The 20,137-nt window shown below is 65.4% G+C and carries 8 protein-coding genes and 4 pseudogenes; 5 read left to right on the top strand and 7 right to left on the bottom strand.

Annotated elements, in window-relative coordinates; all coding sequences use genetic code 11:
• Positions 1–1,213: 1,213 nt before the first annotated feature.
• Positions 1,214–4,174, bottom strand: coding sequence for a hypothetical protein (locus ACIGAQ_RS37325; RefSeq protein ID WP_399791162.1), 2,961 nt, complete (start codon positions 4,172–4,174; stop codon positions 1,214–1,216).
• A 195-nt stretch (positions 4,175–4,369) separates the two neighbouring features.
• On the opposite strand from ACIGAQ_RS37325, the gene ACIGAQ_RS37320 reads away from it, so the two are divergent.
• Together ACIGAQ_RS37320 and ACIGAQ_RS37315 are read left to right on the top strand one after the other, a co-directional pair.
• A complete protein-coding gene (locus ACIGAQ_RS37320) occupies positions 4,370–4,765 on the top strand; it encodes a peptidase inhibitor family I36 protein (RefSeq protein ID WP_399791159.1) in 396 nt (131 codons plus the stop codon).
• 131 nt (positions 4,766–4,896) lie between these two features.
• Entirely contained in the window at positions 4,897–5,706 is an 810-nt protein-coding gene (locus tag ACIGAQ_RS37315; RefSeq protein WP_399791156.1) for a DUF4185 domain-containing protein, read from the top strand.
• Between the two features lie 275 nt (positions 5,707–5,981).
• Here ACIGAQ_RS37315 and ACIGAQ_RS37310 read toward each other — a convergent pair whose 3' ends face one another.
• From ACIGAQ_RS37310 to ACIGAQ_RS37300, 3 genes and pseudogenes are all read right to left on the bottom strand, one after another.
• Entirely contained in the window at positions 5,982–6,443 is a 462-nt protein-coding gene (locus ACIGAQ_RS37310; RefSeq protein WP_399791153.1) for a hypothetical protein, read from the bottom strand.
• 2,341 nt (positions 6,444–8,784) lie between these two features.
• Positions 8,785–9,606 (bottom strand): annotated as a pseudogene (locus ACIGAQ_RS37305) (amidohydrolase family protein); the annotation flags it as partial.
• A 1,583-nt stretch (positions 9,607–11,189) separates the two neighbouring features.
• Positions 11,190–12,140, bottom strand: a complete 951-nt coding sequence (locus tag ACIGAQ_RS37300; RefSeq protein WP_399791150.1) for an IclR family transcriptional regulator — start codon at positions 12,138–12,140, stop codon at positions 11,190–11,192.
• A 731-nt stretch (positions 12,141–12,871) separates the two neighbouring features.
• On the opposite strand from ACIGAQ_RS37300, the gene ACIGAQ_RS37295 reads away from it, so the two are divergent.
• The gene (locus ACIGAQ_RS37295) at positions 12,872–14,164 is read left to right on the top strand and encodes a beta-1,3-glucanase family protein (protein ID WP_399791148.1); all 1,293 of its coding nucleotides are present in this window, start codon (positions 12,872–12,874) and stop codon (positions 14,162–14,164) included.
• A gap of 1,462 nt (positions 14,165–15,626) precedes the next feature.
• Here the strand turns inward: ACIGAQ_RS37295 and ACIGAQ_RS37290 are convergent.
• A pseudogene (locus tag ACIGAQ_RS37290) lies at positions 15,627–15,989 on the bottom strand (transposase); the annotation flags it as partial.
• Between the two features lie 416 nt (positions 15,990–16,405).
• Between ACIGAQ_RS37290 and ACIGAQ_RS37285 the strand changes: the two are divergent.
• Together ACIGAQ_RS37285 and ACIGAQ_RS37280 are read left to right on the top strand one after the other, a co-directional pair.
• The gene (locus tag ACIGAQ_RS37285) at positions 16,406–16,606 is read left to right on the top strand and encodes a transposase (RefSeq protein ID WP_399791209.1); all 201 of its coding nucleotides are present in this window, start codon (positions 16,406–16,408) and stop codon (positions 16,604–16,606) included.
• 162 nt (positions 16,607–16,768) lie between these two features.
• A pseudogene (locus ACIGAQ_RS37280) lies at positions 16,769–17,101 on the top strand (transposase); the annotation flags it as partial.
• A gap of 459 nt (positions 17,102–17,560) precedes the next feature.
• Here ACIGAQ_RS37280 and ACIGAQ_RS37275 read toward each other — a convergent pair.
• A complete protein-coding gene (locus ACIGAQ_RS37275; protein WP_399791145.1) occupies positions 17,561–19,255 on the bottom strand; it encodes an RICIN domain-containing protein in 1,695 nt (564 codons plus the stop codon).
• 323 nt (positions 19,256–19,578) lie between these two features.
• Positions 19,579–20,084: pseudogene (locus tag ACIGAQ_RS37270) on the bottom strand (ABC transporter permease); the annotation flags it as partial.
• Positions 20,085–20,137 lie beyond the last annotated feature (53 nt).

The raw sequence follows: 20,137 nt of genomic DNA, 5'->3' as shown, positions 1-20,137 counted from the left end.
TCAGCCGTCCCGCGCGGGCACCGGCGCCGACGGCAGGCTCGCCGCATGCAGCCGACGCCGACACTGCCCCTGGGTGAGCCACAAGCAGAAGCTCGTGGGAGGTGTGCGCTGCCCACGGGGCATCATCGCAACCTGACCCCGCGGCTAGTGGCTGACGCTCTATCGTGCTGAGCGCAGGCGCCCTTCCGCTGAAGGGCAGGGGCGCGCCCCAGTTTGGAAGCGCTCCCTCCGGACAGCGGAGAGCGCTCTGATCACTGGTTGAGGGGGGAAGTTGTGCCGCATATCGTTCATCGACGACGAGTGCGACCTGGCCGCGTCCGTCGACGGATTGCCTCCAGCCGCTCTCACCGTGAGCACCGCGCCCAGACGTCCGGTCCAGAGGCCGGCGGCAGGGCGCTCCGCGTGATCACAGTGGGCGCCACCGTAGTAGCTGCCTTGGCGGCGATCGGAGGGCTGTGGGCTCAGGCAGTGACCACATACTGGAGCCAGCAGACAGCGAAGGATCAGCTGGAGCAGTCCCGGGAGGAAAGCGACCAGCAGAAGCGAGCACAGGCCAGCCGTGTAACGCTGTGGGTTGCGAAGACCAAGGACGGTCCGCGGCCGCACATCGCCAACAGGTCACCGGATGCCGTCACGGCTGTCCTACTGGAGCATCCCGACGGGTTCGGTTTGCTCCTCCCGGACCTGCCACCTTGCACACAGGTCGTATACACGCCACAATCCGACGCCGGATCAGATGGCGAGTTGCCCGCCCCTCCTGCCGTGCTCACGGAGTGGACGTTGTTCAACACTCATTCGGCAACTCCTTCACCCGCCCTCTTCTTCACAGACGGCCGCGGCTACAGCTGGGAACGACGGCTGGCGTCCCTCAACCAACGATCATCCGCCCGCCATGGAGTGGAAGTGATGATCCCCGTACCGCCCGACGAGTTGTCGGCTACGCCCGTCGAGAACTGCGGAACTGGCTAGGGATCTTTATCGGTCAGGCGTGCGTGGTGTTCGGCCCTCTGCAGGTTGCACCAGGGTGCTCGCAGCGTGGGGCTCCGGGCCGCCCGGTCGCCTGCGACGGGGACCCTCAACCGCTGGACGATGAAGGCGCGGTGCACAACGGGCTGGAACAACTGACGGCCGTGATGCCCCTCCACGAAGGAGAAGCAGTGGCGGACACGATCGACTGCCACGGGAAACGGGGCGCCGCCAGCGCCGGTAGCGGTTAAGCAGCCCGCGACCCACGACGCGGGCACGGTGGGGCGTAGTCGAGGCGGGGGAAGTACCGGGCCCACTGATCGCGGCCGATCGTGGTCCCGACGCGGTCGCATGCGTCGGCAAGTGCCCGGTTCAGGTCGGTGTACCAGACCTGAACGCTGTAGTGGGCCGTCACGGTGAGGAAAGTGTCGTTCGCCGTGAGGGGACGCACCTCCTTCACCGTTCCCCGGGGGTTGATGAGGTGGGCCCGGTGAGTGGGGTGTGCGGGGTCGGCCACGTCCCAGACGTTCACCGCGCCGTCCACGCCGACGGTTACCGCCGTGCGGCCGTGCGGGGCGAAGGTGACGCCGGTGACGATATCGGCGTGTCTCGTCAGCGCGCCCAGTTCCCGATGCCGGGGAAGGGCGCTGATGTCCCACAGTCTCGCCGTGCGGTCGTCGCTTCCGCTCAGCAGGATCCGGCCGTCCGGGCTGTAGGCGAGAGCGTCGACGAAGTGACGATGGCCTTCGAGGACGGCGACGGGGACGGCGCGGTGCGGGTCGGTCACGTCCCAGATGCGGACGTCGCGATCGTCGGAGCCCGAGGCCAGGGTCCTGCCGTCGGGGCTGAAGGCCACAGGCTTGACGTTCGCCTCGTGCCCGGTGAGCGTGCCCAGTATCCGAGGGTGGGCGGGGTCGGTGATGTCCCAAAGGCGGACGGTGTCGTCGAAGCTGCTGGTCGCCGCCATGCGGCCGTCGCGGCGCACGGCGATGGAGTAAAGGGCCTCCAAGTGGCCCGTCGGCCGCTTCGCCAGTAGGACCGGATGCTTCGGGTCCGTCACGTCCCACAGCCGGAGCACGCGGTCGGCGTCCGTGCCGACGAGCGTGTCTCCGTTCTCGGTGAACTCGATCGCGTTGATGCCGACTCCGTCCGTGTGGAGGGAGCCGAGCCGACGGGGCAGCCGCGGGTTGCTCATGTCCCACAGGACGATGCGCGAGCGGTCGGCCATGGCCAGCGTGCGGCCGTCAGCCGTCAGGGCCGGCGCGTGCCCGGCCGGCGTGTGCTCGGCGGGTGTCTGTCCGGCCGTTCGGGTTCCGAGTGTCTTGGGATCCGTGGAGGCGACGGACATGGTGCTCAGCAGGGCGTCGCGGGTACGCCTCTGCGGCGACTCGCGGTAGGCGGCCAGAGCGATCTGGACTGCCAGGGACGGGTTGTGCTGGCTGAGCCGCACGGACTCGGCGGCGGCCCGCAGGGCCACGGCCTCGTTGCGCTGCCGCGTGACGGTGTGCTGCGCACGTACGGCGAAACCGGCGGCCGTCACGGCGCAGACGAGCAGGACGACCAGGGCCCCGGCCAGGCGACGCAGGCGGCGCAGGCGGCGGCGGTCTTGCTGTCGCGCCTGCTTCGCCGCCGAATCGCCGGCATCGAGGAAGGCACGTTCCCGGGCGGTCAGCACCTGCGGCGGGAGTTCCTTGGCGGCGGCAAGACGCGCACCGCGGTAGAGGGTGTCCGGGTCATGGTCCATGGACTCCCATAGCGTGGTGGCCTCGGTGAGCGCACGGTGCAGGCGCTCCTGGCCGCGGTCCTCCTCCAGCCACCTGGCGAGCCGGGGCCAGCACCGGATCAGCGCCTCGTGGGCGATCTCGACATGGTCACCGTCGGCGGTCAGCAGCCTCGCCCTGGTCGCTTGTTCGAGGACGACCTCGGTGTCCGGTCCACTGTCGAGTTCCTGGCGCGGGACACGGCGCTTGGTGTCCTCGGTGCCCTCGCCCAACGCGACGAGGCGCACAAACAGCCGCCGCGCTGCCTCCTGCCTGCTGTCGTCCAGGGCGCCGTACAAGTCCTCCGCGGTCTGGGTGAGTGCGCCTTCGAAGCCGCCCGCATCACGGTAGCCGTCCAGTGTGAGCGCGTTGCCGCGCCGACGCCTCCAGGTCTCCAGCAAGGCGTGTGACAGCAGGGGCAGCGCCCCGGGCCGACCGTGGGCGTCGGCCGTTAGGGCCGTCAGCAGAGCGCTCTGGACGGTGAGCCGGCAGCGGGCGGCGGGCTGGACGATGGCGGCCCTCAGCTCTTCGACGGTCATCGGGCCGACGGAGTGGTGGGCGTGGGGCAGGGCCTCGGCGAGAGGGGGCAGCCGTGTGCAGTGCGTGTAGAAGTCGGACCGTACGGCGATGGCCACTCGCGTGCGGCTGTCGGGTGTCCGTGCGGCGTGCACGAGGGCGGCGACGAACCGCTGCCGCTCCCCCATGTCGCGACAGAGCGTGAATACTTCCTCGAACTGGTCGACGACGATGAGCAGTTCCTCGGGTGCGGGGCCTGTGTCCTGCCGCCTTGCAAGGATCTGCCGCACCATCCGGTGGAAGGTTTCCGGCTCCGCCGCGAGTCCGGCGTGCACCGGGCCGGGAGCGGTGCCGGCGCGCGCCGCCAGCCGTGAGCCGCATTCCTCCAGCGGATGTGCGCCGGGCGTGAATACCAGCGCGAAATCATCGGGAAAAGCCGGAATCACACCGGCACGCAGTACGGATGACTTACCGGAACCGGACGCCCCGAACAACACGAGAAGACGTTTTCGCTTCAGGTGTTCGACGAGTGCTCCGGTGAGTTTCTCCCGGCCGAAGAAGAATCCGGCATCGGCCTCTCCGAAAGTGATCAGGCCGGCATAGGGGGGCTTGGGGCCGCCCCTGCTCCGACTTTCGGTGCCGGCATCGGCCGACGTGTCCGCACCGCTGCACGCGTCGGCCGTCCGCTGCCAGATCACCTTCCATTCCCGCTCGTCACCGCCGCAGGCGCGCACGTAGGCGAGGGTGACGGCCAGGCTGGGGAGTTGACGTCCAGCCGCGGCCGAGGACAACGTCGCGATCCCGTAGTGCGCCCTCTGCGCGAGCTCCCGGTAGGTGGGACGGCTGGCCTGTTCCCGCACTTTCCGCAAACGAGCCGCGAACTCGAACAGAGGACCACCTTCTGGGTCCAGAGGAATCTCTCCCCGTGGCATGCACCGCCCCTTCCCCAAGGCCCATCACATGTTCGGCATCCGTTTGTTCACCGTCGGTCGGCCGGACCTGAACAACAGATTAGCGGCTACAAACGGTGCATCGAGTCCGGCAACCAGGACCGGACAACGAACGGAAAAGGGGAATCGCATGAAGAAGCGAAAGTGCGCGATCGGGACGATGCTGGCCTCATCGCCTTGGCAACCGCCGCCCTGGGCACGGCCGCCGGCCCCACGCTCGCGGAGATGACGGAGACCCGGTCCCGGGCGACGACGGTGGGTTCGGCCACGGGCACCGCGAACGCCGCCGCCCTGCCGCATTGCCCCGCCGGCAAGATCTGCATGTGGTCGGAGGCCCACTTCCAGGGCACGCGCTACGACTGGAGCCCCGACCAGGGCAACGTCTTCCTCGGCGGCCACGGGCTCGCCGACAAGGTCGCCTCGTTCGTCGCCTCGGTCAGGGGCTGCTTCCAGGACTCGCCGCCACCGCACCCGGCCACCACGCGTCCAGTCAACCCGGGCGACAACAACTCGAACTACGACTTCGGCCGACGTGTGGACCGGGTCAAGCCGGACTGCGCGGGCAGCGCATAACACGACCGCAGGGGTCCGCCACCGCGTCCCGGACCCATGCACCAGCGTCGGGTCGACCCGACGCTGCAGGGTTGGTCCGGCACACGACACCACCGTCTTTGCAGCACTCGGCCTTCGGTCCCCACAAAGCCATGGCCACTGAACAACCGCCCCTCTCCCCCGGTTCCTCCACCAAGGAGCACTCATGCACGACACAACACCGGATGGCGCCACGCGTCCCCCTCGGGCGGCCCCCATCCGCCCGGTCCACCTCAGCCGGGCCCGATTCCTCCGGGCGGCCACCTCGGCCGCCCTGGTCACTCCTCTCCTGCGGACCCCGGCCCAGGCGGCGGACACCCTCCGAATCTCCAAGGTCGCCGACCTCACCGGCCCTCGACTCACCGATTCCGAGTGAGGTCACCGACCTCGGCGTACCGGCGCCGACGCCCGACGGCCGGCTCCTGTTCGTCTTCGGCGACACGTTCGAGGAGGCCAGGGTCGGCGGCGGCTGGTGGCGCTCACCCGTGGCGCTGTACGGGCGTTTCGAGGGGTCCGGCCGACCGGTCGTCTGGACCGGCGCGGTGGGCGGACGGCACGCCCGGCAGCTGTGGCCGTACGACCACGACAACTCCGCGCACTCCACCGTGCTGCCGTCCGACGTGATCATCCTCGGCGGCAGCATGTACCTGCACGCCATGGTGAACCAGGGGCTCGGCAACGTGGTGCGCACAGAGATCTGGCGGTCGGACGACTCGGGCGCGACCTGGGTCCCGACCGGCGCCGTGTTCGCCCTGGACCTGCACGGCGGCATGTTCCAGCTGCTCACCTGGGCCCTCGGCGACGACGGGCACGTCTACGTCCTGTCCACCGGGTTCCAGCGGAACAAGCCCGTCATCCTGCACCGGGTCTGCCCCGGCAGGCTGACCGAGCCCGGCGCCTACGGGCTGCAGTACGGGAACTGACACCCCTTACGTCTCGCAAACGGCGTGTGCCCTGCTCTCCGGCGGGGCACGCACCTGTGCCTAGGCCTTGAGGGCGCTCGGTGGTGGCAGGGTACGGGTGCAGCCGCTGCCACCTGCCAGCCTCATTCCATTGCCGCAGCCAGCGCCAGCTCCCACAGTGCACCGAACACTCAACTCCCGCCGAGGGTACGGCAATAATGAATGATCCACCTCGCTGAAGGAGCCGTTGTACTCCCGGTTGAAGCCGTTCACGAGTACGGATGGGCGTGGTTTCGTCAGCCGTCCATGGCACTCTGAGAGGAGTCAACCAAGTTCTCATACTGCAAAACGATTCGCTCTTGAGTCACTCCGAGGGTCTCCACCCTCTCGTAGCCAACCAGGCGCGAATTCGCGAGTCCGTAAGAAAGGACTGATCTACCTGCGGAATCGAAGAATACTAGCTTGACCTCCTTCCGAATGAATGGATATTTTTTCTGCTGCAGCCACCACATCCTCGCGTACTCACTGCCGCCGCGCCCACTGAGTCCGAGCGTGTTACGGTAATCCATGCGCGCGACGTCGGTGAATTCGATTACCTGCCCGCCAATCGTCGCCTGTATTCGGGCAATGTTGGCGGCTGATACGGCAACCGAGGGAAGGCTAACGGCCTCCATCTCTTGAGCTACAGCATGGGATCCGACGTATTGATTATCAATAGCCATGCCGCTGGAGTGCGTCGACATTTCAGGGGATGCCATGAAAGCAGGCAGAGACATGGCGATGAGCAGTGACGCTGCCCACGCGGAAGGGATTCCATTTCCACTGCAATTACTCATTGCTACTCTTTTTCATCCGGCTTGTTACGTGGAGAATCCTTATGGACAAGGAAGCTGTGGTTGTGTGACAGCACAGCTTCCCCACATCTACCAGGACACCGCACACTGCGGTACGGCGCATCAGGGAATTTCCCCAGCATGTGACAGACCGCAGGACTTGGCGCCACAGTGTGCAGCACCATGGTCGTGACGACACGAGGGCATTCGCCACAAGGGTCTGGTGACCGTTCCGGCGCGCAAAGCCAGCCTGCTCCAGCGGGCCGACGGCTTCGGCGGCGGGGTGGTGCGGAGGCAGGCCGTCACGAACGGTCGGCGAACAGGCGTCGGCAGGACTTGGTGGAACCGCTCCAGCACGGAGGGCAAGGGCCTGGAAGGCAGAGGCGACGACACCAAGGCTCACTCGTCCCCCGCCGCCGGTTGCAGCCTGCGGGACAGAAGACGGCCTGACGAGGCACCTGGTCTCCTGGGAGGCCGCGGTGATGGCTTCGGGCGTCTCCGACGAGCTGACCGACTCCCGTGGCCCAGCCTTGCGCTGGTCGACGCACCGGGCACATCGTCTAGAGGAAGCGGTCCTGGCGCACGACGCGTCGTCAAGATGAGTAGCTGTCGTAGTCGGAAGGACCCAATGGCAGGAGTCGTCGCGGGCAGGCGCGCATGCGCAGTCCCAGGCCGGAGGGCAGGAGCAGTAGCCAGGCCTCAGAAGTCAGACGCTGCACGAAACTGCCTTGGGGCTTGCCTCGGGTCCGGTGAGCCGGTTGGTGGGGAGGTGTCAACGACGGAGGTCGTGGCTAACGCCTCCCGTCCGTCCCGTCGCGGGAGCGCACGTACGAGCCTACGCGCCCGTGTGCGCAAGCGTAACGGCGCGTCAGGTGGGTGAGCCGCGGGTGCCCGCGAGGAGCAGCGAGACGGCGACGTCGGCGGTGGCGGTGGCGGTGCTCAAGATCCTTGCTTGTTCGGTGGAGGCTGAGGGCCATGCTGAAAATCAGGGGGCAAGGCCTCGTCCCGTCCGCGTTGTCGCGGGACGCGGGCGGGCAGATCACGGATGCGACTGGGGCACCACGGGTCGCTGCAGGGGTGCTGTGGCGTCGCGCGGCGGCGACGGGCGCCGAGCGGACTGAGTTCGAAGGCTAGCCGTCCAAGCGCAACAAGGGTTCCCTGCCCGAGGATAAGACTCATCCACCACCCTTCATCCCAATACCAGTTTCAGTCCAGGGCCGTGTGCTCACCAGGGTCACGATGAGATGCGAGAAGGCAATAGTGATCCCCACCCTGCGCCGCCGGGGGCAGAGCAGCGGCAGCATCGCCCACAGCGCGGAGACCAGAACCAGCCAGGGGGCGACGAAGGGCAGTCCGAGCATGTGAGACTTCGAAATCGGTAGTGAGTGCCAGCTAACGTCCCGTCGGCGGGCCCGTACTACCAGCTCGGCGCAATATCGCACGGATCATGATGCGGCCTCGGCGGCCGAGTGGATGGCGGCGACACTGTCTACCGACCTCCGCCCGGACCGGAATCGGCTGAGGGAGAGTCCGCGGTAACCAGCCTGCTTCGCCGCCCTGAGCGTGTAGCCGGCCGGCTCCCGCACCGACCACCACACGGCCGCGCGCGGGATCCGTGTGGGGCGATCTCTACGCAGCACCATCACGAACGCGCCGTCCGAGGGCTGGGCAACGTCTGCGTCGCTGAGCACACGCACCGGTGCGGCCTTGCTGTGCCGTCGGTGCAAGGGAAGCGACCGCTCATGAGGCGGCCGAAAGTGTCAAGGGATCGGCGCACCTGCCATGGGATGGGCGAACAAGGTGCCGGAGAGAGGACTCAGAGCTGGAGTACGGCAGCTACCCGTACAAAACCTGCGGCTGACACACCCGGGACTCCGAAGAGGCTAGTCTGCGACGACATGCCACGAGGCGGGCATGGTGACACACCCATGGCGCCGTGAGCTGCGCACCCTGGGGCGCTGGGACGCCGGCCATCAGCCGGAACCGCGTGACGGCGTTACGACTTCCGGCGGAACCGTTGGAGAACCACCGTCGCGTCACTCAGGGTGAGAGCTTCGCCCAGAGCCTGTGCCGAGCGGCTCAGCGCTGACTCAAGGAGCAGGTACGGCTCGGCCGCTACCTTCTCTTTGTGCTGGACAGCGCGTATCAGAACGGCGCCGTTCGGCCTCACTGCCTCTCGTGGGCTCGCGGCACGGCACTGAAGGTCGTCCGCAAAGTCGCCGACAACCGCTCCGCCAGGGCGGATGGTGTCAACGAGCGGCCAGCGCACTGCGTTGCCCTTGAGAATTCGGGGCCTCACCTCTGGCTTGATGTCGAGAGTGGCGAAATCGGCCAGCCATCGGTCGGGGGTGATGACAGGGTAGTCCGAGCCGAACAGCACCTTGTCCTTCAGTAGCGTGTTGGCGTAGCGGACGAGTTGTGGGGGGAAGTACTTCGGCGACCAGCCAGAAAGGTCGATGTATACGTTCGGCTTGTGAGTGGCCACCGCGAGCGCCTCGTCCTGCCAGGGGAAGGAAGGATGGGCGAGGATGATCCGCAGGTCGGGGAAATCAGCAGCGACGTCGTCGATCAGCAGCGGGTTGGAGTACTTGAGGCGAATCCCTCCGCCTCCCGGGACGCCCGCGCCGATGCCGGTCTGTCCGGTGTGAAACAACGCTGGTACGCCGAGTTCCTCGATGGCCTCGTACAACGGGTAGGCCATGCGGCTGTCCGGCGAGAAGGCCTGCAAGCTGGGATGGAACTTGAAGCCCCGTACACCATAGTCGCCGACGAGCCTGCGTGCATGGAGCACAGCGGCACGGCCCCGCCACGGGTCGAGCGAGGCAAAGGGGATGAGGACGTCGGGGTGAGCAGCACAGTCTTCGGCTATCTCCTCGTTCGGGATGGGCGGATGACCGAAGGCGTGCTCCGCGTCCACGGTGAAGACAACGGCCGCCATCTTCCTTTGCCGGTAGTAGTCCGCCATCTCGTCGATCGTAGGCTGTCGGTGGTCGTGCGCGGCGAAATACTTCTTCGAGGCAACCATAAGCTCCGGGTTGAGAGAGGAATGGCCTGTGCGCGAGACTTCGGCATGCGTGTGCACGTCGATCGCAGCTGATCGAGGTCCAGGTGCAACGACGGAGCGATCATGTCAAACTCCAGCCATTTGCTGTGAAGTTGAGATGCAGACGTTCTGTGGTTCGGCGTCCGCTCCCTGCCCAGGGACGATGCGAGCGCCCCCGCGTTGCTCACCCATGGGCATCACCGCTGCTCTCAGAGAGAAGGAGACGATGACCGGCATAGCAGTGTGTCCCAGCCCTTCCCGCTGCTCCTCACCGCGGCCGCCCACTGCTCTGCACCCACACGCCTCACCCTTCCCAATCCACAGGATTCCTGGAAATAGGGGATTGTCCCGATCGACAAGAAACCTGTCAATGGTGAGGCTGGTCCGACGTCCTGCATCGGGCGTGCGGATGACGGGCCGGCCGAGCGCGTGGTCCCGATAGGAACATGCCTGAGAGGTCACCCGGGCAGGGATCATGGTGTACACCTCGACCTGCACCCAGTTCGAGCAGGTCACAGTGCGCTTCGGCGCCGGCAGCCTCACGTAGCCGCACTCGACGACGTTGCGGCGCCGGCACCGGCCTTCTCCTCACCGATGTCCCTGATGATCTATAGGGCTTCCGGACTCACTCATGGGTCTGGGTCTCCCGGCGGCCGACACGGCAGTCCACGAGGGTGCGCCTCCGCCACCGAGCGGATACCGCCGTATTTCGCTGCTACCGCTCTGCCGGCCATGCGCCGACACGCTGCTCGACAGTGCGGCCTGCGGGCAGTGGAGCTCGCTGTGAACAAACCCTAGGTTATTCCCTAGGGGTGCGTCATCGTGCTTGCTATGGCCCTCGGCACGGTGCTGGGATGGGTGCTCGCGACACCCATTGAGTTGTACGCGAACGTCCCGCCCACTCCCCCAGGACGGGATGCGGTTGAGGAAGTTGCAGTTCGAACCCCTGCGCTGCACGATCACCCGTCACACGGCGTAGCCGCGTGTCGAGACCTCGACTGGGGGGTGCTGCCGGAAGCCGGGTGGCACCCCCACCCACACAAGCGACGCATGCTGACGGTGTCCAGTGGCTTCTTCGCTGTAGGTGCCGCCGTCAGCAGATACTCGCGTCCGTCGGCGCCGAGGGGAAACACGCCAGGTCGATGTCATCCACGTCGCTCTCGACGCGTCCCAGGATGCCTCACCCTGCTGCGGATCGGGCCCTGCCTCGTAACTGCCAGCTGCGGCCACCGCGAAGCGTCACTCGCCGCCCTGGAGTGCGGGAAGGACCATCAAGAAGGAGAGCGAGTAGCCGAAGAACCACAGGACTGGACGACGGGTGGTGTTCGGGACGATGCAGCACACACAGCCAGTGACCGTGCAGGTCGTCGTGGTGCTCACAGTCGGCACACAGCGTCCGGGGCCCGGCCGGGGACCGCCCCACGTTCTCACTGCACCGGCGGCACATTGACGATCAGCGGCGGCAGCAGAGTCATCTCGCTGCGCTGTCCGCCGTTCAGCGCACCGCAGCGGGGTACCGTACGCGTCGGTCAGCGCGTGATGCTTCGAGCCCGGCCACACACGGCTAACCGACTCGACCCCACTCATGCGCTGCTGCGCCCACGGTGCCGACGCTTACCCGGCTCAGGTCACTGATCCGCATCGCCGCCCGGCCCGGTCAGGATGCCTGGGCTGAGAGCCACGATCGCACCGATGCGGCCTGACGCCGCTCGCAGCAATTGCGCAACTACGCGCATGCGTTCCGGCTTCGCTCGCGTATTGGGCATCAGCACCTCGATCGCCAGCGGCCAAACGTCGCCGTAAGCCGTCAGGGCCACGCTCAGCCCCGTCACTCCGACCTGAAACTCGTCCTTCGAGCGAGCACAACCTGTCCGCCGGGCTCGTGCCAGAGGCTCGCGCAGCTGAGGCCAGGACGTCGGCGTATGCGCTGTCAGCCGCTCGTAGGGGCCCGAACCGAGGCGTGCCAGGACACTTGCATCATCGCGTTGAGCGAGCAATGACTGTCCCAGCGCGCTGCAGTGCGCCCAGGACGGTAGACCGGCCAACCCACCGGTGCCGGGAACATCCTCCGACGCCGAACAGACGTACTTGATTCTTCGGCCAGTCAGCAGTCCCAGTCCTACCCACTCGCCGACCTGGTATGACAAGGTCGCCAGCTCCCTTTCGAGCATGGGACGGGGCTCGTCGGAGTCGTCGGGAAGACGGCAGTCCGGATGGACCTGGAAGTGTCGACCATCGATGCAGCGTGTTACGTATCCGTAGGTCTCCAGCGTCCCGATCAACCTATGCACCGTGGGCAGTGGAAGCTGCACGGCGCGGGCGATGTCGCTTTGGCGCACAGGGGTGGACGCTTGCCTCAACATGCCCAGTACTTCGAGCCCTCGAGCAAGACTCTTGACACACCGTCGCGCTGGATCAGGAGCGTTCACGTGACCAGCACCCCTCGATACAGTAACTGCACGGGCACCTCGACCCCTTGCTGACGTACCAGTACAGGTGAAGGCGCTGGTCGCAAATCGGCCAAGGAGCCGAAAAGTTCTGTTGGGCCGCTGACTATCGCAGGCCCCATGCCGGGGCATACCTGGAAAGTTCTTCTAGTTCGTCGCGTCACGCACGCGGGGCGTGCCCCTGCAAGCCGCCTCGATGAACGCACGGGGCCTTCCTCTCACGGTCGGTCACCAGCCCTTGCCGGGTGTCTCACCTGGGCATGCGACCACTCGTGGCGACAAGCCGGGTAGCGGCCGATTGCGGACGGCCGACCACACACCTTGGACCGGCTTCGCCTCATGAGCACCGAACCGACGAGAGCCGGCTGCCCATGCTGTCACCAGGCCTGAGAACCGGTGCGCTCAGCCTGCGCCCAGCGAAAATCGCGGCACACGTAGTGACGGGGGCATTGAGCCTGTGAACGGTGAGGGCAGGAGCTGGCCGGTCATCGAGCGGACATCGGCCGGACCGTCATCTACCGGTGCTCCACTCGCGAAATGAACCTCATCCCTGCGATCACCTGGCCGTCCCATGACTGCCAACCGCCTTCGGGTGCAGTCAGCGACTCATTCACCTCCCCACGAGGCAGCGGTCTCGGCAGGCACGAGGGAGCCTTCCTGAGTCCCGTTGTGTTCACCTGGTGAAAGCAACCGGTGCCAAGTGTCGCCCGATGAAGCCTGAGTCTTGTCGGCCGCTCACAGCAGCGGTGCACTTGCCGCGCTGTTGGGAGTGTTCGGAACGAGCAACCACTGAGGCGGACGCCCATGCTCGACGCCGCTCCCAGCGGGTGCAGCGGGGCTCCTCGAGTGAAGGGAGAGATCTGGTGATCTCACGCAGGAAGCTGCTGGCGGCCACCTCGGTTGCGGCGACCGCGACGCTGTGGAACACATCTCAGGCGCCGGCAGCATACGCTTCTGGTGTTGCACCGAAGCTGAGGCTGGTCAACGGCAGTGGACATTCGACGGCGTTTGCGTACGTCACGGCCAACGTGTTCTCAGGGACGAAGTTCGAGGGGCACGGCCTTCTCAACCCCCGTACAGGAAAACTGGATCCGCTGCCCAACCCCGCCAAGGACGGCCTGGAGCTGGATGCCTTCCTGGCGGATCACAGGCTGCCGTTCGATACGAATCTCACCCTGCTTCAGCGGTTGGTAACGGGCCGGGTCTGGTTCTCCCTCGGCACGAGCCTGAAGTTGAAGGCGAACCGCAACCCCGAAGGAAGCGCCGGTGTATTGGTTCAACCCGATCCCGGGGTGGCAGAAGACGATTCGTACGGGCTCTCGTGGGACTACTGCGAGCTTACGTACGATGCGAGGGGCCTCACAGCCAACGTAAGCTTCGTGGACGCGGTCGCCATCCCGATGTCTCTCAAGCTGGTGCCTGGAAGTGGAGTGACGCAAACCGTGGCGGGCATGCCTGCCAGAGGCACAGCGACATTGGCGAACATGCTCGCGGGGCAGGGGGGCGACTGGGGCGCGTGCCCCGTCTACAGCGCCAATGGGAAGCTCGTACGGGTGGTGAGCCCCGCCAAGATCCCGGGCCTGGGAAAGACAGTGTTCGCCGGCTACTACTCCTCATACGTCCAGAAAGTATGGGACCACTACCGAGACAGCGGCCCCAACTCCGTCGCGATCACCTTGGGCGATGTGTGGCCCGGCAAGATCGTGAGGGGCCGCACATCAGGGAACAAGTTCACCTTCCAGGGAATCACCGACGGTTCGTACACCGACAATCCGATTTGGCGTCCCGGAACGTATATTCCCCCGGGTTCTACGGTTCCCAACACCGCCGAGAAGGACATCTTCGGGTGTGACGGCGCTCTCCACGGTGTCAACGGCACCCAACAGGGGCGCATAGCGGCTGTCCTTGGTGCGGCCTTCTGCCGTGGCACACTGCTCAGTAATGCGGCCCAGCCCGACGCGACAGCGACGCACTTCTACACGCAGGCGCCAAAGCACCACTACGCAAGACTGGTGCACGAGATTGCGGGCCGCGGCTACGCCTTCCCGTACGACGACGTGACGCCCACGTTGGGAGGTGACCTGTCCGGCACCGTCGGGTATTACGAGCAACCCGACAACTGGGCACTGACAGTTACCTTGAAGCCTCCGGTCTAAAGGCGCTCCGTCCTGTCTGGACGAGTGGTGGGCGGCCTCCCGCCCTTCCGCAGGGCCCGCGCACGCCGATCCGGTCCATGGCCAAGCGCCTCGAGGCACATGTACCGCCTCCCCTCGACGGCGGGTCACCCTGCACAGCGGCTGGGTGACCCGTCGAGGACGTGCAAGGGTGGGGGTGTCACCTCGTGTCAGGAAGGGTCCTCAGGAAGGCGGCACGACAGAAGCATCCGCCGTTCAGGAGCAGCACGGCCGTGCAGCAGCGAGCGGGGAGCATACGGGTCATGGTCACTCCCCCGGTCGGACACGCTTACAGACAGGTTCATGAGCAGCGTCATGCACCGGACCCGGATGGGCAACAGCCCCCGGCAGTCGTTGGTTCCGGCCTCAGCCTCGACCGGAAGCGGATGGTCGGACTCTCGAGTGGTCAGGTGGCCTGGGCGCCGGCGACCTCCAAGACACCAGTCGTGCGACGGCCTCCCCGCCACGAAGAAGTCGGTCGGTGCGGTAAGCAAGTCGCCGACCCAGTCGATGAGCGAGAGTAAGGTCAGCTTCGTGGTGGACGGAGTCCATGGTGTGACGGATCAGGACATCGACAGGCCCTTGACCGGAGCCCGACGGATGCGGTCGAGAACCTGGCCGGATCTCCAGTGCCGCCGATCACGCCGAGGACCTCGCAGGGCAACGAGTGGATTCGCCACCGTCGATGCATGAGGGGGGCCATGGCGCCCTCAGACCTACGGGATTGCAAGACAGGCGTGCGGGAGGGGACAGCACTCATCGGGCCTCCTCTTGGGAGTCCAATCATCAGGCACCGGGAGGATGACGAGGACTCCGGATCAGGACATGCGTCCACTGAAAAGCTGGTACCGCCCAGTGCCACTGCGGTGAGGCTGTCGGTCTGACCGACTTGTGGGTCGCCCACGCCGGTACGGGCTGTTGTCAGGCGTGAACCGACCGGCCGCGGGCGGTGTCGCCCCATGCGCAAGCGATGATGAAGACCAGGGCGATGGCACCCGGCGAGCCGTGACAAAAGTCGCTCGTCCGAACGGCGGGCCGTTATGGGGCAGCCCAGCGCAGGCGCCAGGTCGAACCTGCTGTCGTTGACCACCTTGCGGCGCTCCCGCACCGGACGACCTGTCCCCGGCAGAGCTGGCAACAGGGCGATCACTGTGCTCGACTGATCAGTCAATGCGCGGCGAGGCCTCACGAACCGCCATGCACCGACCCCACTTACCAGACACGACCGTGGACGGGTCGGACAAGGCAGGCCGCGACAGCCTGATCATTGAGGCACCTGTTGTTCGCGTCCACGGGCGAGGGCTTCTCGGTCATGCAGATGGGTCTACGGCGGAACCTGGAGCCGGTGGGGCGCCTCACACGCTGACCTGGTGCCCCACCGGTGGGAGCAACCTCCGGTTCGCAGCTGACGACCTCGTCCTTGGCCTCCGCACCTAGTCCGTCTTCAAACGGATCTTGCCCAGAGCAGGATCGATGCGAGGGTGACCGCCGCTTCGTAGGAAGTGGCCGTCTTTTCGTAACTCGTGGCGACCCCGCGGAAGCCCTTGAGCCGGTTGAAGCAGCGCTCGATTGTGTTGCGCCGTCGGTAGGTCTCCCGGTCGAACCCTGGTGGTCGGCCGCCGTGGCCACCGCGCCTGAGCTGGTGCCGTCGCTGGTCGGTCTTCTCGGGGATGGTGTGTGCAATGCCGCGTTTTCGCAGGTAGGCGCGGAAGCCGCGGGAGCTGTAAGCCTTGTCCGCGATGACCTGGTCGGGCCTGCAGCGCAGCCGGCCCGGGCCAGTGCGGGGAACACGGATCCGTTCAAGAAGAGGGCGTGCTGAACAGCGGGGAGTTCCCGGCCGCGGCGGGCGGCTACCGCCACCTTCTCCATTGCGTACCAATGCGGAACGCTGCGACCTGGCGTGGAGTGCACTGGCTCCTACGGGGCGGGCCTGGCCCGCTACCTCGCGACACAGCAGGTTCCGGTCGTGGAGGTTACCAGGCCGGCCGATCCACCCGGCGCCGCCGCGGCAAGACCGACGCCGTCGACGCTGAAGCGGCCGCCCGGCTGCGCTGTCCGGCATCGCACGGGCGTTACTGAAGAGCGGCGGCGGACAGGTGGAAGCGCTGCGTATGCTCCAGTTGGCGAAGAACCCCGCGGTCAAAGCCCGTAACCAGCTCAAGGCCGTGCTGTCAACACTCCGTCCGCCCTACGCGAGCAGCTGGAGCCGCTCTCGACTTCGATATTGGTTGCGCTGTTACGCCTGTTAAGAAGTCCTCAGGAAAGAGCCAACGCCGTCGGCTCAACCGCGGCGGAGACAGGCAGGCCAACGCCCCTCTGTACCGCATCGTGGTCACCCGCATGCGACAAGACGAGCGCAACCGCCTCTACCTGGAGTGGCACACCGCCGAAGGAAAGGGAAACGCGAGGTCATGCGCTGCCTGAAACGCTACACAGCTCGTGAGGTGTACCACCTGATCCGCGCCGACATGATCACGCGCCACCACTAGCCTGATACTTCAGCGACCCTGATGACCGCAGCTTGACGAACATATCGATCCGAAACGGTAGGTGTTCTGGGTCCTTGATCCCTGTGTGAGTGAACTGGTGGGGGATGCGCGGCAGTTGTCGCCATCGGTGCAGGAGGCCTTTCGGCTGCGGGCAGTGGCCGCGTTGGTGGCAGGCCGGACTCGCGAGGATGTCGCGGCGGTGTTCCAGGTCTCGCTCAAGGCGGTGGACAACTGGTGGGAGAAGTGGCCGGCCGGCGGGCGCGAGGCGCTCGTGGCCCAGCCGCGTGGGCGCCGGGTCGGTGAACATCAGGTTCTCGATGCGGGCGAGCAGCAGGCGGTCCGGCAGGCCGTACTGGATCACCGACCCTGTGACCTGGGGCTGGCGGGGCAGCTGTGGACACGTGCTGGTGTGGGGGACCTGATCGCGAAGCCACCGAGACCCGCCGGTTCTGCCACCGACGCAAACGCCAGCCAGACATCGTTCGCGGCTACTTCGGCGGCCCACACGCCCGCTACACCCTCGAATAGAACCCTTTGAGTTTCGGATCAAAATTGCACCGGAGATCAGCCGGCCAGCTGCCTCTCAGGGACAGGACTTCGAATTCGTTACGGGTCGCCGACCTTCACCTCATGCTCCAACTCTCGTGCCATCAGCCTGCTTGACATCATTCCAACCTCAAACTGAAACGACCTGAACGTCGCGCCAGGGACCGTCATGAAGCAGGTCTTGGACCCTTCTGACCACGCAAGAACGCTCGGCCGGGAACCTCAGCCGAGCGTCTCGTCAAGCCTTTGACTACAGCCAATGGGTCACTTGTCTCACAGTTCGTGCCCCCTTGCTAACTTTCGGAGTCGAGGGGTCTCGCTTGTGCATATCGAAAACAGGTGATCAGTCCCCTGCCCGGATTATGCGAAAGACTGGCTCAGTCGTCCGCGTCTCTACTTGCGCCCGAGTGAAGGTGAACGCCTGACAGGAGTCGCCGCCCAGGGCGTTGCCTCCGTCCCAGTAGTCTCTCATCACGAGGGTCTCCTGGTGGTAGCGCACAATGAGCCGGTCCTTGTGGCACGCGTTGGCGCTGAGACTGATTACCTGGTTGGTCCGGTCGTTGACCAATGCGTAAGTGTTTTCAGGACCGATCTTCCGCGTCCGCCACTCCTGACGATAGTCAGATTCCGCGTCACTGTAGAGGCATGGCTTCTGCACGACCACGTCGTCGCCCAGCTTGACAGCTTTGGATCCGCCGTCTTGGTCAACATGGATGTAATGCGGAGCCTCTCTGATGTCCAGGCACTTCCTACTCTTGCCCTGGACGATGGCAAAGGTGCCGTCGCCGTCCCAGTCCTTCAGCTCCCACTTCTGGTTGTCCTGCCCATGCCATGGGTATAGGTGCGCGGGTGTGTCGTCGTCGGTGGAGGCATAGGCCATGTCGATCACATTTTCACTGTGCGCACCTGCCGAGTCGTAGTTTCCACCACGCACGTTGATGTAATAGCTCCGGTCCGGTTGGGGCTCCGGGTGCCACACGGGCCTGCCTTCGCAGATTTCCAACTGCTGGGCGTCAGTCATGGGTTGGGTGCTAAACACCCACTGCCCGTCAAAGCCGTTTTCGTCCAGCATGGTGTTCCGCACCACCACATCGGCCTGGTGTCGGGAGGACTGGCCGGCTCCCGTCTTCGAGCCGTTGCTGAAGTGCACCGGGTAGACCTCGATGCCGTCCTTGTAATTGACTGTCAGGCGGGTGGTCACCTCCCGTACGCGCTCCCTGAATGAAACTTCTCCGATGTATCCCCGCGGAATATCCCCGCCGAAGCTCCTGCGATCCGTCTCAGTCGTCGACCATGTCGTCGTGTACTGCTGACTCAGTGACTGGCCGATGGATGCGCCGAAACCATATTTCGGGTGGGAGAAGTTGACCTCGTAGGACGTTTCGGATCCGTTCATAACGGCGAACGTCGTAGTGGCGCTGTGATCGTATGTCTGATTGAGCGACGTTGGGCTGGGGTCGTCCTCGGCGGAGCAGTTTTGCCCCTTCATCTTGCTGTGCGTCACCCACTTCGTGGCCTCGCCGAGTACTTCTACATTGCAGGAGTCAGCGTTTAGGGTGCAATCATCCTCCAGGTTGGGGAGCGTATCGGGCTGATCACCGTCCGGTATACCCACGCATGTATAACGGAACTTGACGTTGTTGTGCTGGGAGACGGATAGGTTGGAGAACACGAAAACTAGGCCTTCACGGGAGTCGACGTTTCCCGGGTACGTCTTGCTAAGCGAGATGGTCGGCCAATTACCGGCCTTTCCCGCGCCTTCCGTGTTGCCTAGCTTGTCTCTCTTCAGATTCGTTCCTCTGGGGCAGAGAGCCTTCCACGCCTGCGCATACTTTTTCGGGGCAACGCGCAGCTCTGGGGTGTAATAGATGCGCTCGAACGGAGCCGCCTCGACGGAAGTAGGAGACACCCAGGCGAGCAGTCCGCTCAGAAGAGCAACCAGGACGGACAGGATTGCTACGCGGGATGTTCTCCCACTCGCAACGCCTCTTCCGAACGGTGGGCGTTGTCTTCGTGAGTGGATCACGGAATCATTCATTGGGGTTCCTTTCGGCTTCTTAGTTCCCTTATGGAAGAGCTGTGAACAGCCGGGCTATCGGCAGCCGCAATCTGTTGTCGGCATCTGCTGAGCCGGGTTGTCGTGAGCGACCAGGGCATCTGTGCAGCCCTCATCAGGCACATGGCATTCTGAGACGCCTGTCGGGCTGTTCTGGCGTCTCAGAATGGGCCGTTCCCATTAACGTCGGCCCCAAGGGTGGCTCGGTGGACGGTAGCTGCGAATCGGCACAGAACTACGTACTGCGGCGGCGCGCGGGCCATCAGACCGTAGGGCCGTTTCATTCCAGCAGTCCGTTCCGCACATGGGGGCGCGACGACCGTGGAGGCGCTCCGCGCCGACCCTGGGATTGAGCTGACCGTCATGCCGAGCAACGCACGGCTGGCGAGACCGAGCAAGAGAACCCACCCGAAGGTGAGCCACTTCTCCACACTCGTCGGCAGGGTGACATCGCAGTCGGCGGTTCCGACGAGCAAGAGGATCACCGTCTCCAGCAGGCCGGTGATCAGAACGAGCGATACCTTGCCGAAAAGTATTCCGACGGTGGCATCGGCGTGCCGCGAAGTCTGCGCAGTACGGTGGCATCCCGTTCGACGGCGATTGAGGTGCCCAGGATCTGGAAACTGGTCGCCATGAAACCTGCTGCGATCATCGCGGGCACGTAGAGCTGTGAGGCGGTGATGCCCGCGCTTGCCAGGTCATCATTGAAGATGCTCTCGAAGAGAAAGAGGAAGACCACCGGAAAGGCGAAGGTGAAGACCACCTGCTTCCCTTGACGGCATAGACGGCGCCGTAGCTCTTCTGCAGACCTCGCACGCGCACCGCTACTTCGCCGGGGCGGGCGACATCTGTGTGTCGTGTCAT

The sequence above is a fragment of the Streptomyces sp. NPDC085932 genome, assembly GCF_044540525.1.
GTDB lineage: Bacteria > Actinomycetota > Actinomycetes > Streptomycetales > Streptomycetaceae > Streptomyces > Streptomyces levis.
This window is presented reverse-complemented; position numbering and strand designations above follow the sequence as displayed.